This is a genomic window from Bacillus sp. FSL W8-0645 (genome assembly GCF_038007905.1).
GTDB lineage: Bacteria > Bacillota > Bacilli > Bacillales > Bacillaceae > Bacillus > Bacillus pumilus.
The window spans coordinates 292,762-306,430 of sequence record NZ_JBBOYC010000001.1 but is presented as its reverse complement, the minus strand read 5'-3'; the positions used below and the strand labels follow the sequence as shown (position 1 = coordinate 306,430).

The window sequence follows — 13,669 nt, the reverse complement described above, 5'->3', positions numbered from 1 at the left end:
AATTGGCTATTTTTTCAAATCCTCAATCGAGTTGACGTTCTTCATATATGTCGGAACAACTAGACCCATGCGAAGACCTTTCATACTTGTGCCTAGATCATCATATTTCCCTTTAAACTTCGCTGCATACGTTTTATGCGTATTTGGTAGCCAAGCAGATAACGAGGCATCCGCACTTCCAGTTGCAATTGCTGTCCACATTGGACCTGCTTCCACCTGAGTCAAGGTTACTTTAAATCCGAGCTCACGCAGTACTTCTGCAGCAACATTGGTACTTGCAATCTCACTATCCCACGCAACGTAGGCAAGATTGACTTTGTCACCATTCGACTTTTTCACGCCTTTTGTCCATTTCGCTACTTGGTCTTTATGTTTCTTCACATATTTAACGGCGGCATCCTTTGGATTGATACCATCTTGGATATCCATCATGACTTCGCCCATGTCATCTTGAGACCATTTAAACTGACCAAGCATTTTGGCTGCATCCGGCTGATCCTTTGCAAACCCTTTACGTGAAATCGTATGAATCTCTTCCGCTTCACCGTAAGATTTCTTTGGATCATCTAAATATTTTAAATCATAGCGAGAAAACATCCAGTGTGGATTCCAGCCAGTGATGATGATTGGCTTTTTACGGTCGTAAGATTTTTTGAGAGTTGCAGTCATGGCTGCACTTGATGCAGACACAACCGTCCAATCCTCTAAGCCGTAATCCTTTTTCGCTTGATCCGTTAGCGCCATAATTCCTGAACCGGGATCAATGCCGATAATGGTTTTATTCACCTGCTGTGCTGCACTCGCATTTGAGTCCGACTTTGTGCCACAAGCGGCTAGTAAAAAGACAAGCAGGGCGGTCATCCCAATGTAGAGAGACTTTTTCCACATTAAGCATTCCCCCTGGTTTTTTTCGTTTTAATGTTTTGTGTAATACGGTCAAGTGTAATTGCCACAATGACAATGGCAATACCTGCTTCAAATCCAATTCCTGTTTTCAGCTGCGTTACCGCACTATATACTTCTGAACCAAGTCCTGGTGCACCTACCATTGCCGCAATGACGACCATTGATAGAGCAAGCATGATACTTTGGTTAATACCAGCTAGGATGGTTTTTGTTGCAAGTGGAAGCTGAACTTTGAACAAACGCTGGAATGTCGTTGAACCAAATGCTTCTGTTGCTTCAATTAAATCAGCTGGTACTTGTTTAATACCGAGAATCGTCATACGAATCGTTGGCGGCATAGAGAAAATAACCGATGCCACAACTCCAGGCACAACGCCAATGTTAAAGAAGAAGATGGCTGGTAATAGATAAACGAATGCAGGCATTGTCTGCATTAAATCTAAGATAGGTGTCACAATTTTACGCACAGTTTCCTTCTGTGATGCCCAAATACCGATCGGAACCCCGATTACGATGGAAATGACCACAGCTGTTAAAACGAGCGCAAGTGTTTGAAGCATTGGATGCCAGTAGCCTAAATAGTCAATCAGCAAGAATCCAATAAGTGTAAAAAGAGCAATTCCTCTTGTACTGATCCACCAAGCAATGCCTGCAAAAATAAGGGTTAAAATAATGGATGGAATCACACCAAGTACTGCCACAATTCCATTTACTGTACCTGCTAATCCATTTGTGATCCCATCAAAGAAACCACCAAAGGTTAATGTTAACCAGTCAACAAATCGATCGATATAATCCGCGAACGGAATTCTAGGTAAATCACTCATACTAAACATCTTATTCTACCTCCTGTGCAGAAGGCTCTTGTGTTTTAATTTCCTCAAGCTTGTTAGAAGACATGTTGATATACTCATCATTTCCTGATAACGCACCAATTAATGCACCTCTGACCACAATACCCTTCATTCTGTTTTTCTCATCGACAACGGCAATTGGAATGTTTGCCGCATCAGACACCGCATCAAAGATTTCTGTCAAATACGTTGATTCCAATACTGTCGTGAATTCTTTATCAAGAACAGTTTCAAGCGATGCTCCCATTTCTGCCGCCTTTTTCGCTGCTTGTGCAGAAATAACACCTAATAAATGCTTTTTCTTATCGACTGCATAGATTGACGAAATTCCAAGGTTTTTCATGAGCGTAAGTGCAACACGAGCCCCTTTGTCGATCTGAACTGTTTCTGCACGTTTCATAATATGACCAGCGGTTAATACTTTAGAAAGGTCGACATCTTCAACGAAACGTTCAACATATTCATTCGATGGGTTCATCAAAATTTCTTCTGGTGTTCCGATTTGGACGATATTCCCGTCCTTCATGAGCACAATGCGGTCGCCAATCCGAAGCGCCTCATCTAAATCATGGGTAATGAAAATGATCGTTTTTCCTACAGATGTGTGAAGCTCAAGCAATTCATCCTGCATGTCTTTACGAATTAATGGATCGAGTGCGCTGAATGCTTCATCCATTAATAAAATGTCAGGATCATTTGCTAATGCACGTGCCAATCCAACACGCTGCTGCATCCCACCACTTAATTGGTTTGGATATTGCTCTTCAAAGCCTTCAAGTCCAACAAGCTTTAAAGATTCAAGCGCTTTTGAGTGGCGCTCTTCTTTGTCTACACCTTGTAATTCAAGACCATACTCTGTGTTCTCAAGAATGGTGCGGTGCGGGAACAATGCGAAGTTTTGGAAGACCATGCTGATCTTTTTCCGTCTAACTTCACGCAATTGATCCTTTGACATATTTGTTATCATATCCCCATCAATATATATTTCGCCGGAGGTTGGTTCGATTAACCTGTTTAGCAGCCGCACAAGTGTGGACTTTCCGCTCCCTGATAGCCCCATGATGACAAATATCTCGCCGTCATACACATCAAAATTTGCTCGATTGACACCAACTGTTGCGCCGGTCTCTTTTAGGATCTCTCTTTTTGTTTTCCCTTTTTCAAGCATTTGAGTTGCTTTTTTAGCATTTTTACCGAAAATTTTAGATACATTATTTATCTTGATTTTGATATTTCTCTCTTCAGAATTCATATTTTCCCTCCAAATTAGCATCTTTATAACCGTAACATAAGCGTTATGATGCGAACAATCTTTAGAATTCGCTTATTTCTGCACAATATGTATGAATTCCCTATAAGAGGTCTGGTGATTAGAGTTTATACGCCGTATTACTCGTAAATCCTATAGAATGCTTCATAAACAACATAATTTACGGGGTATTTCCTCTCATCAGACAATATTTTACTGGAAATTCCTAATTGTGCTAAAAAATAACTCAAATCCTCACCATAGCGAACTTTTTCAAACATGGGTGAACCATTCCTCTGAACAGGATTTACCCGAAAATGGTCACATAGAAACCTTTTTCATTCAAATTTTAATTAAAATATTAAAAAACTGCCTGCAACTTTAGTTACAGACAGCTTATTTTTTTAGGACTCTAGGGCAGCTCGCTTAATATTATCTTGCAATTCAAGCATACGCTTTGTTCCATCTTCGCGTAATCGTTTGTTTTCTTCTTCGATCTGTTTTGTCTCTTTCATCCCTTGTACAATCGTATTAAAGGAAGATTCGATCGTTTCAATGTCGATACTTGGACGTCCAGACAATTTGGCAATCTCCACACTTTGGCTTGAGATGTTTTCAGCATTTCGTTTCAGCATTTCATTTGTTCTTCTATCCAGCTCACTCATTGAATCAGCCACAAGCTTTTGTCTTTTCGCTGTCACAGCTTGAATGATGCCATTTTTAAAGATCGGAATCGTGATAATGAACGCTGAGTTGATTTTACCGATTAGTTTCGTATTCCCACGCTGCAGCAAACGAATTTGCGGTGCTGTTTGAAGAGCCACCATCCGTGCCATATCAAGGTCATATACACGCTCTTCCAACGCTTGAATGCCGTTACGAAGTGTATCAAGCTCCATTTGTGCGAGCTGGTTTCCACTAGCTGCTTTTTCTTCATAAGAAGGAACCAATTGCTTTAATTCCTCGATTTTCATTTGACCTGCAACGACATACTTTTCAAGCTCCATATAGTATTGAATGTTATGCTCATACATTTCTTCAAGCGTCACAGTCGATTTGGTCATTTCGTCTTTATATTTACTGATTTCCACATTAATTTTTTCAATCTCTGCACCGAGCGTTTGATATTTACTGAAAATCTTTTCAATCATGCTGCCGCCGCGTTTAAAGATTTTTGACAGTAAACCACCCTTTGGCTCGTCAAAATCATTTTTATCAAAACGATCCATAATTTTTCCAAGCTGCGTCAGCATCGTTCCTGAGTCAGTGACACTAGTTGAACGCATCATCGAAAGAATACGATCAGAGAACTTAGAGATTTCAACGGCCGGCTGTTTTCCGTATTCAAGCAGATCCAGCTGATTTTTCGCATCGATCTGTCTTGCAATATTTTGCACTTCTGGTTCATTTCGAAGCTGAACGCGAATATCGTCTGCCTTCTCAATGGAAATTTCCTCTTTATCAATTGAAATGATGTCATTTCCGTTTGTATTTGTCATAAGCTTTGATCTCCTTATCGGTTTTTAATGGATTGAAATAATTTTCTTACGATGGACGGCTCTTTAAACTCCTGGTTCATAACCATCTCATCAAGCCAATGGGTATCAAATAATTGGTCATCTATATACCGCTCGATACACTGGTATCCCGCCGGATGATACACGAAGAGATCCACACCCATTTCATTTAGGAAAATGAGGGCAGCCGCATCAGAACGAGTCAGCTCACCATTATATTCCGTATGATATAAAATCACTTTCGGTACAGTTTGTGCATAATCAAAGGTTTGAATGAGTTCAATGAGCTCCTGGCCGATATGCAGTACCTGTTTGAATAAATAAATACGGACATCTAATTCAGTCTCATTGCCTTCTTTTAATAGCTTCGGATGCTGACAGATTCGAGATATCGCCTCTGCTATCGCACGCTGCGTCCCCTCATATAGATGAGAAAACTGCCACACGTTGCTTTTCATTAATAATTCAGGATCAATCTCTCCAGCAGAAGAAAGGGCATGCTGATAATGAAATTGATAATTCGAAGACACTTCTTTCGTAAAAGGAAAATGGCGAATGGTCTTCGTCTCTTTCCATTCCATTAACGTGTGGATACGATCCCAGTATTCACGCTTGTCTCGAGTGACCCCCATCATTTTCGCAAAGAGATTCGGGATCTGTATCGTGTCGCGGTCTGCTTGAAAATTAGGGCGGATAAAGGAACGTTCCTTTGCAATTAAAAACAACTCATCATACGTTGTCTTCAGCGTAATAGAATGAGGAGTATGATCTCTGAATTGCCAAGGCTTATACAGCATTGAATCTTCCGTGTGGAGCACCTCTTCAAGCTCTCTTGTCGAGCGGTACGCCACCGTTGACTTCCTCTCAGGCTTTTCAGTAGGGAACGGTTCCAGCTTTGAAGTCCCCGGATACTGATCAATAAAAGTCAGCTTTTCTTCTGGATCTAGTTCGCGGAACGAATCCTCGCCCTCTGGATGAAATAGCACAACATCACAGCCAATCAGCATGACATAGTAAAGAAAATAAAGCTGACTTTTATTCGCCTCTCCATACCAAATGACAGCCGGCATTTTTTCTTCTATATTGACTTCCTTCAGCCATGGACCTAGATGATTATTTGAGAACTTTACTACATCCAGCAAAACCCGGCGGAAATCGGGATGCTGAAATCCCCCTTCATGCAGCTGTTTGAAATGCTCAAACACCTTGATCAATGAAAGGCGGATATGCCGGTTCATTATAGGGTTTGGATGGCGTACAATCAGCTGTTCACCATCTAAGAAAGCCACAAAGCGATTCACAGATAATCCTTTTTCTTCTTGGTTAATCAAATGAATGCGTTGAAGCGCTTGAAAATGCTCCGGCTCAATATGACGATTGAGCGTTTCACTTAAAATATGAATGCCATCTGTTTCATATAATTCATGTAAATAAATAAAATAATCGGTTGCATCATGCGGAGTTCCAAGGACCCGGGCGGCGAGACGCGGCAAGGACAATGTATGCTCGTCCTTGACATAACCGTCTCTTTCAGGGAGCGGCTTTTTCAGCACGTTTTTCCAGGCTTCCTGCTCCGCCCGTGTTTGGTTAACATTGATTTCTTTATAACTCACGCCGCTCCTTCCCTTCTCCTATATTTTCTCGAAAGCTACTACTATCATATCATTCACCCTTCTACTTCTGCTATCGAATCGAAGGCTTTTTTGCGGTCGTCATCTGCTTCATGACACAAGCGGTGATTTCATCTGCTGCTGCCATGCCAGATGCTGCTGTCGGCTCAAGTAATGAATCAAAGTCGAGCACTTCTCCATGCCTTGGGGCAAAGCCCATATCTGCCTGACGAATGAGACCTGCATCTAAGAGGGAATCACCCGCACCGTATACATATTCAAGCTCCAGCCGTTCCTTTAGAAAAGCAACAGCATCCCACTTATTGAGCGGTTCCGGAATAAAGTAAAGCTTCCGTCCTTGTAGAGACACCTGCCAGCCTCTCTCCTCGCCCCACTGCTTCAATTCAGCAAGTGGAATGCGAGACAGATACTCATCTTTCATAATCAAATAAAGAAATCTTCCCTCTGCTGTCCGGGTACGCTTCACCCATGCCGCAACTGGAAGTTCGGAGATGGCTCTTAGCATCTCTCTGACTGACATACACGCTTTGAGCCTCTCATCAACGATGACCTGCCAATCCTCAAGCGGCTTGCCGCGATGAAGGATACATCCCCCATTTGTCGTGATAGCATACTCCGGTTTGAGCTCTTGCTGAAAGAAGGTGATCCGTTCATACTGAGCGGTCGTTCTTGTCGTCACTGGAATGAACCAGCCCAATTGATGAATCGTCTGCAAAGACTTCTTCGTTTCAACCGACATATAGGAAAGCGGACGTTCATCCAGCATTTCAACTAAAGCATAATCTCCTTCATACGTATACTGATCCAGCACTCGATGTGAGTAAATCAGTGTGCGGTCTAAATCACTGGCAAACGCACTTGTCTTCATGACGTCTGCTCCAGCGGACGAATGAGTCCACAGCACGTATAGGACATATTGGCATATTCAATGACAGGAACGCCTCTGTCCTCTGCCAGAAGCAAAATATGCTTTAGCTTCTCCTGAGACCCAGGCTGTATCAAGATTTTCCAAGGGATTCTTCTCAGCAGCACACGGGTCGTCTCACCAACACCCGGCTTAATCAAATGGGTATTTTCAATTTGAAACTCCTCACCGATCGCTTCAATGGACGCCATCCCCCGCCAATCCGCAGGCATTCCTTGCGCGAGGATGGTCTCTGCTTTCTCTTCTACATTTGGTTCGAGGCTAGAAAATGCTTCTTCGATTGTATCCACATACAGATTGGACACATCCTCTTCAAGCAGCTCTTCATAATATTTTGCCCCATGGAAATCATCGGCATTGATCCAGCGGTTGTTTAGTACCGTACGACTAACAAGTCCAGATACAGTCGAATTCAGGCAAGCACTTGGAATGAGAAAGTCCTCTCTCGTTCCGTAGACATGTGTACAATAGCCAGGATCAGCGAGTACAGCTAGTTCACTAGAAAGACGAATACCGTACTTTCTTTCAAAATCAATCACCGCTTTTTGGAGCTCTCTCGAAATCGCACCTTTTCCGGTCCATCCATCAATAAAGGCAATCTCATAGCCCGGATGTTCCTTGAGCATATAATGTAGCGCATTCTCATCTATTCCTCGATCACGAATAATCGAGATGCTGTAATGAGGCAGTTCAAGACCATATGTCTTTCGAATATATCGTTTGATGAGTACCCCGATCGGCGTTCCCGCTCTAGCCAAACTGCAAAGCACCGTTTGGAAGCCTCGCTTTTTCACAATCTGTTCTGCTACAACAGCTACCGCTTCTGCTACCTTCTCCTTACTTTCTTTCAGAGATTCATAGAATAAATCCATATAAGATTCGGTTGGTTTATATTCAATCGGCAGCATTTCTGAATAATGCGCACCACTCTGAATCGAACGTTCCCGCTCCTCTGTACTTTTCTCCATCTCAATGGATGATAAATCTTTGAGTAAGAAGGTTACATCCTGCTCTGGATAGCTTCCCATCTTTGTATACACATTAGCCATTCACCTTCACCTCGTCTGATAAAGTCACAATATGCACATGCTTCACATGCCGCTCGGCAAATAAATGAACAAGCGGAAGCAATGCCTCCTGAGAGACCTTTTTCTCAAAGAAGAGAAATACATCATCGTATTGACCTTTTGGTATGTTGTACACGTAGTGCTGAATTCGAGCATCCTCTGGACTCACAAAGGTGAACCCATTTTGAACAGCGTATCCATCCTTTTCAACGGGATGAATTGGGCTTCTCGTCGTTGAATGAAAGAGAACACCTTCTCCCATATGTGCAGCCACTCTCATCGGTACATACATCAGTTCACCTGTTCCTAAACAAAGTGTCTGCTTTCCTTTGCGTTCCTTCTTCAGTTTCAGTCCAGCCTCTGCAGCTGCTTGGTCGATGGCTGCCGTATCTGCTGCGTTTAAACCAAAACGACCCGTTTCATGTATATATGGCGAATGACCAGCCGAATTGGTTGCATGAGAACGTGCATACGGCTTTTGCTGAAAGAAGGATTGAAGGGAGTGAACAGAGAGACTTGGCAGATCCTTTTGCTCAGCTATCTTATACGAATAAGCTGGTTCATCCAGCGTTTTGCCTCGAAAGACCATTTGCCCTTTTAATAAAGACAATGAGGTGATGTGAATACCAAGCTCCTTTTCAAGCTCACACATGGCTTTCTCGTGCTCCTCTGTCCGCCAGTCTAAAATAGAAAGAATCGTGTAAGAATGCCGTGGGTGCTTTGCATGAAGGTCCCGAATGATATTGATATTCGTACGGCCTGTCGTGACTTCATCATCTACTAGCACGATGGGACGGTCTGTGCGAAGTAATGCTTCGTCTGCATAACAAAGCTGATCCGTTGCATGCGAATGCTCTTCTTCAAATACCAATGAAGGATCAAGATCCAGCAGCTGTTCACGTGTCGTATGAATGTAAGATGCTCCTTCTAATACGTCATACACACCGTGACCAAGAGCTGTGGCTGTTTCTGCAAAGCCGATCACGATCGGCTGTTTTCCTATTGAAAGCTTCTCTTTTTTGAGCGCTTCGTAGGCTTTAGTTAATACCGTGTGGTCATCCGTCTTGAGTGCTTCTACTAAAAGCTCTTGATGCGGAAACGTCTTGCCTGTTTGCTCTTTGGCATACGCCATGGCTAAAAGACCCGAGACAAGGAGCGGTTTTACTGGATGAACAGGAATGTGCTTACCGAGCACCTTACTAACGAATAAAAAGGCTCTTTTTTTGTTCACCCTTGCTGCCATGTCAAAGAGATGCTCTTTTTCTAGCTGAAGCGCACCTTCTTTGAGAACAAGCTCAACTTCCATATGTTCCAAGATGCTCAGCGTATGCGGCTTCTGCTTCTGTGAGTATGTCGATATAGCTTCTATTTTCATGAAACACCCCGTAAATATCTGACTTCATTATAATGTGCTCTGCCCATCTGTAATGGGGCTTCGTTTCATTCATTTTATTAGAGAAGGTACTCTTCATTACGCCAACTGTGCCGTCTGCATGTTCAAGAATGCTTAATGCATCCATATACTCTTCCTTCGTTACAACATACATGCTTTGAACCGGCTTGAGATGTGTTGGATGAATGACCGTCTTTCCATGAATGCCGTTAGCCACATCGAGTTTTGTCTCCTTGAGTAAACCTTGTACGTCATCAAATTCAGATGAAGACGATTCACCACTCTTATGAGAAAGTGCCCGGATGAATGGCTTTTGTTCCTTTCGTGCAGGGCCAAAATGCTCCCACACAGCACCTGATACCACAAAGGAACGGCCAAAATAATTGGTGATATCTGTGATCAAATCAGCAATCAAATTAATCTCATAAATGGTCGTGTTACGATCACGGCGAATTCCGTACAAACCGCAAAGATCCGTTGCCCCAATGCGAATATTCAAAATATATTCTTCGTCATTCAGCAAGATCTGCTTTAACTCTGACAACACCGTATATCTTGTTTCTTTTTCTAGTAAATCGGGTGTTTCCAAAATGGGCATCCCATAAAGGGTTGTCTGCGTTTGGGACGATGCCTGTTTCAGACTGTCCAAATAATCCTTCGCATTATGAACCGAGCACTTCGGGAACACAAAACCGGTAAGTAATTGAAGAGAGGAACCGAGCAAGTCTGCCATTTTGAGCAGCTGTTTCGGCGAACGAACGCGAATAAATATAAGAGGCAAATGTTCAGCCGTTTCAGGCGCATGCGTGACTTTCTCTTTGAGACTGGCCAATTGTGCCACTAGATTCTGTTCAGCCATGTCCACTTCTTGATCACCGATGGCATCCTCCAAGCAAAATACAACAGAGCAAAGCGCTTCATATTTCTGCGACAGCAGCATATCTGCTATATCTTGTCTTGTCGCAGGCATATACAAAGTAGCACCTAATGCATGCGCAAGTACATGCCTCGGTGTCAGTGAATGCATCGCCCCCGGCCGCTTGAAAAAAAGATCGTGCTGCATCGCCTCTGATAAAAATCGAAAATACCGCATGCTGTGCCACCTCCTGTTGTTTAGAGAAAATCAATAACCTGATGATTCAAAAAAGATGGAGCCGCTAGTCAACTCCATTCCTTTTTGATCGTCCTATTCTATTCTTCTTTTGAAGCCGCAGCTTCGTTTGTCACATCTTGATGTTTCTTCTTATTGATTTTATGAACAATAAACGTTCCGATAAACGCTAGAATAATAATCGCAAAGAATGCAAGATGCGGAATTTCAATAAGAGCAGCACTTAAGCCCATTTTGATGGCAATAATCCCGATGAGAATAAACGCGGTATTCTCAAGCTCTGGAATACGGTCAATGAGGACAAGGAATAACTGTGCCACTGTACGCATCATGAGAATGCCAAGCATTCCGCCTAATAGAAGAATCCATACTTCCTCAGATACAGCGAATGCCGCAAGAATACTGTCCACCGAGAAGGCAAGGTCCATAATTTCCACAGAAATAACGGTTGCCCAGAACACGCCAAATACGCGAATCATCCAGCCTTCTTTTTTCAATTCCTTCGCTTCATCATCGCCGTCACCTAACCAGAAATGCTTAATGACAAGCCATGCTAAATATGCAGCTCCGAGAACCTTAATCCACCAAAACTTAATAAGCAGCATCCCTACGCCAATGAATAGAAAACGGAAGAAATAAGCGCCAATTAATCCGTAGGTTAATGCCTTTTTACGCTGCTTTTCTGGTAAATGTTTCACCATGACAGCTAATACAAGTGCGTTATCTGCTGATAACAATCCTTCAAGCACAACAAGGGTCCCAATGAGCCCCCAAGAGACAGGGTTTGTTAATACCTCTGCCCACATATGCCAATCAAAAAACGAGGCATACGTGTCCAACATATGTTTCAAAATATCCAACTGGTTTTCCTCCTATAAGTGTAGAAGCATCAGCAGGCTTTCGCCTGCTGTTATTCTTGATCGCTGTTTCTTTCTCACTTTGGAAAAGGCCCTCATATGAGTCATTGGCAGCGCCTCTTGAATTTTGTTTCTCTCGTTTATACTTCTAACCCATAATTTTGACAAAGAGCTGCAAGTCCGCCAGAGAATCCGCTTCCGATCGCGTTAAACTTCCAATCGCTTTCGTGTCGGTACAATTCACACACTACGACAGCCGTTTCAATTGAGAAGTCTTCCCCTAAATCAAAGCGAATCAATTCTTCCCCGCCCTCTTCATTTACAACACGAACAAATGCATTCGAGACTTGTCCAAAATTCTGGCTGCGCGTCTCTGCATCATGAATCGTCACTGTAATTCCGATACGATCAATGTTAGCAGGAATTTTTGAGAAATCAACGAGAATTTGCTCGTCATCTCCATCTCCTTCACCTGTCCGGTTATCACCTGTATGAGTGACACTGCCGCTTGGGTGCTGAAGGTTATTATAGAAAACAAAATCTGTGTCTTGCTGACAACGATTGTTTGCATCCACTAAGAATGCCGAAGCGTCCAAATCAAATTCGGCTCCGCCAGAATATTTATTCGTATCCCAGCCAAGACCAATCATCACTTTCGTCAGCCCTGGGTTGGTTTTTGTTAAATCGACACGTTGTCCTTTTGAAAGCTGAATCGCCATATTCGTCCCTCTCCTGTCTCCTGAAAATATAAAACTAGCCGTTACCCGATATCTAAACCGAAGTCCGTTGCAATGCGGGCAAGTCCGCCTTGATAACCCGATCCGACAGCTGAGAATTTCCATTCCCCGCCATGACGGTATAATTCACCTACAATAATCGCTGTCTCGATGGAGAAGTCCTCTGCCAAATCGTAGCGAATCAGTTCTTCATTTGATGCCGCATTTAAAATACGTACATATGCGTTCGTGACTTGTCCGAAATTTTGACTGCGCGCTTCCGCATCATGAATCGTAATGACAAATGAAATCTTCTCAATACTCGCTGGTACAGCTGATAAGTCGATATTGACCTGCTCGTCATCTCCGTCGCCTTCACCAGTGCGGTTATCGCCTGTATGTACGACACTGCCGCCTCCGCCAGTTGTTTGATTGTAAAAGACAAAATCCGATGGAGAGCTTGCCTTACCTGCCGCATCTAAAAGAAATACACTTGCGTCTAGATCAAAGTCATGTCCGCCGTCATACTTATTGACGTCCCAGCCAAGACCTACGACCACTTTCGTTAAACCTGGATTCGTTTTTGTTAAATCAATTTTTTGACCTTTCGCTAAAGAAATTCCCACTAGGAACCTCTCCCTTCTAATTAAATGTAGTTTCTCGTAATATCGGCAAGCTTCGCATCATTTGTACCGTCCCCAACAGCCGCAAACTTCCACTCATTCTCGTGACGATAAAGCTCTCCGACGATTAATGATGTTTTCCCTGCATACTCATCTTTTAAATTATACTTCACTAATTCTTGATTGTTTGAACGATCAACGATGCGAATGTACGCATTTTGAATCATACCAAAATGCTGATTTCTTCTAAGTGCATCATAGATGTTCACAACAAACACCAATTTATTCACATTGCCTGGCACCTTGCTCAAGTTGACGAGAACTTGTTCATCATCTCCGTCTCCTTCACCAGTCAGGTTGTCACCTGTATGCTCGACACTGCCGCATTTGCTTTTCAAGTTGCCAAAATAAATCAAATCTTTATTTTCCGTAAATTTATCATTTTTCAGCATGAGCACTGAAGCATCACAATCAATATCAGCGCCGCCTCCGCCGCCAAACAGCTTTCCTAAAAATCCGCCGCCTTGTGATACAGGGTCCCAGCCAAGTCCAACAAGAATATTCGTTAGCCCTGCTTTGCCTTTTGTTAAATCAATACGTTGACCTTTTTCTAATGTAATCGCCAAATCAATCACTCCTCCAGCATAATAAAAATCTATTTATTAAGCGATGGACCCTATTAAAATCATCATACATGAAAATTCGACAAAATTCATGAAATGACATTGGAGCCTCTTACTCTTTTTTCTATTTACTAGTATATACGATCTACGTTCAAGATAGGTTTCAAACAAATGATATTTTTTTAACGAAAGATCCA

General features: G+C 42.7%; 13 protein-coding genes. All 13 read right to left on the bottom strand.

Annotation, left to right across the window (positions count from 1 at the left end):
- Nucleotides 1-6: 6 nt before the first annotated feature.
- Nucleotides 7-888, bottom strand: coding sequence for a glycine betaine ABC transporter substrate-binding protein (locus tag NST39_RS01675; RefSeq protein ID WP_341026637.1), 882 nt, complete (start codon nt 886-888; stop codon nt 7-9).
- A complete protein-coding gene (gene opuAB / locus NST39_RS01670) occupies nt 888-1,733 on the bottom strand; it encodes a glycine/proline betaine ABC transporter permease subunit OpuAB (RefSeq protein ID WP_044139281.1) in 846 nt (281 codons plus the stop codon). The genes NST39_RS01675 and opuAB overlap by 1 nt, the downstream gene beginning before the upstream one ends.
- Before the next feature lie 10 nt (nt 1,734-1,743).
- A complete protein-coding gene (opuAA, locus tag NST39_RS01665; RefSeq protein WP_044139249.1) occupies nt 1,744-3,012 on the bottom strand; it encodes a glycine/proline betaine ABC transporter ATP-binding protein OpuAA in 1,269 nt (422 codons plus the stop codon).
- 401 nt (nt 3,013-3,413) lie between these two features.
- Entirely contained in the window at nt 3,414-4,508 is a 1,095-nt protein-coding gene (locus NST39_RS01660; RefSeq protein ID WP_044139248.1) for a toxic anion resistance protein, read from the bottom strand.
- A 14-nt stretch (nt 4,509-4,522) separates the two neighbouring features.
- Entirely contained in the window at nt 4,523-6,139 is a 1,617-nt protein-coding gene (locus NST39_RS01655) for a YceG family protein (protein ID WP_113768660.1), read from the bottom strand.
- A 70-nt stretch (nt 6,140-6,209) separates the two neighbouring features.
- The gene (locus NST39_RS01650; RefSeq protein ID WP_113768659.1) at nt 6,210-7,025 is read right to left on the bottom strand and encodes an HAD family hydrolase; all 816 of its coding nucleotides are present in this window, start codon (nt 7,023-7,025) and stop codon (nt 6,210-6,212) included.
- Nucleotides 7,022-8,131 (bottom strand): cysteine protease StiP family protein, encoded by a 1,110-nt coding sequence (locus NST39_RS01645; protein WP_113768658.1) that lies wholly within the window; start codon nt 8,129-8,131, stop codon nt 7,022-7,024. Before NST39_RS01645 ends, NST39_RS01650 begins: the two co-directional genes overlap by 4 nt.
- Nucleotides 8,124-9,455 (bottom strand): phosphoribosyltransferase family protein, encoded by a 1,332-nt coding sequence (locus tag NST39_RS01640; protein WP_113768657.1) that lies wholly within the window; start codon nt 9,453-9,455, stop codon nt 8,124-8,126. The genes NST39_RS01645 and NST39_RS01640 overlap by 8 nt, the downstream gene beginning before the upstream one ends.
- Nucleotides 9,445-10,635 carry an HpcH/HpaI aldolase/citrate lyase family protein gene (locus NST39_RS01635; protein WP_044139242.1) on the bottom strand — a complete coding sequence of 397 codons (1,191 nt, stop codon included), beginning with the start codon at nt 10,633-10,635 and terminating at the stop codon, nt 9,445-9,447. The genes NST39_RS01640 and NST39_RS01635 overlap by 11 nt, the downstream gene beginning before the upstream one ends.
- Nucleotides 10,636-10,733: 98 nt before the next feature.
- Complete coding sequence (locus NST39_RS01630; RefSeq protein ID WP_111912406.1) at nt 10,734-11,513, bottom strand: TerC family protein; 780 nt, start codon at nt 11,511-11,513, stop codon at nt 10,734-10,736.
- A gap of 137 nt (nt 11,514-11,650) precedes the next feature.
- Nucleotides 11,651-12,229: a TerD family protein gene (locus NST39_RS01625; RefSeq protein WP_003216935.1), complete on the bottom strand. Its 579-nt coding sequence runs from the start codon at nt 12,227-12,229 to the stop codon at nt 11,651-11,653.
- 41 nt (nt 12,230-12,270) lie between these two features.
- Nucleotides 12,271-12,852, bottom strand: coding sequence for a TerD family protein (locus NST39_RS01620; RefSeq protein ID WP_034664247.1), 582 nt, complete (start codon nt 12,850-12,852; stop codon nt 12,271-12,273).
- Between the two features lie 20 nt (nt 12,853-12,872).
- Nucleotides 12,873-13,475 carry a TerD family protein gene (locus NST39_RS01615; RefSeq protein WP_044139240.1) on the bottom strand — a complete coding sequence of 201 codons (603 nt, stop codon included), beginning with the start codon at nt 13,473-13,475 and terminating at the stop codon, nt 12,873-12,875.
- Nucleotides 13,476-13,669: the final 194 nt, after the last annotated feature.

Coding starts and splice junctions, on each gene's coding strand:
- NST39_RS01625 (WP_003216935.1), bottom strand. CDS start 12,229: ATGGCGATTCAGCTTTCAAAAGGACAACGTGTCGATTTAACAAAAACC.
- opuAB (WP_044139281.1), bottom strand. CDS start 1,733: ATGAGTGATTTACCTAGAATTCCGTTCGCGGATTATATCGATCGATTT.
- NST39_RS01675 (WP_341026637.1), bottom strand. CDS start 888: ATGTGGAAAAAGTCTCTCTACATTGGGATGACCGCCCTGCTTGTCTTT.
- NST39_RS01650 (WP_113768659.1), bottom strand. CDS start 7,025: ATGAAGACAAGTGCGTTTGCCAGTGATTTAGACCGCACACTGATTTAC.
- NST39_RS01660 (WP_044139248.1), bottom strand. CDS start 4,508: ATGACAAATACAAACGGAAATGACATCATTTCAATTGATAAAGAGGAA.
- NST39_RS01635 (WP_044139242.1), bottom strand. CDS start 10,635: ATGCGGTATTTTCGATTTTTATCAGAGGCGATGCAGCACGATCTTTTT.
- opuAA (WP_044139249.1), bottom strand. CDS start 3,012: ATGAATTCTGAAGAGAGAAATATCAAAATCAAGATAAATAATGTATCT.
- NST39_RS01640 (WP_113768657.1), bottom strand. CDS start 9,455: ATGGAAGTTGAGCTTGTTCTCAAAGAAGGTGCGCTTCAGCTAGAAAAA.
- NST39_RS01645 (WP_113768658.1), bottom strand. CDS start 8,131: ATGGCTAATGTGTATACAAAGATGGGAAGCTATCCAGAGCAGGATGTA.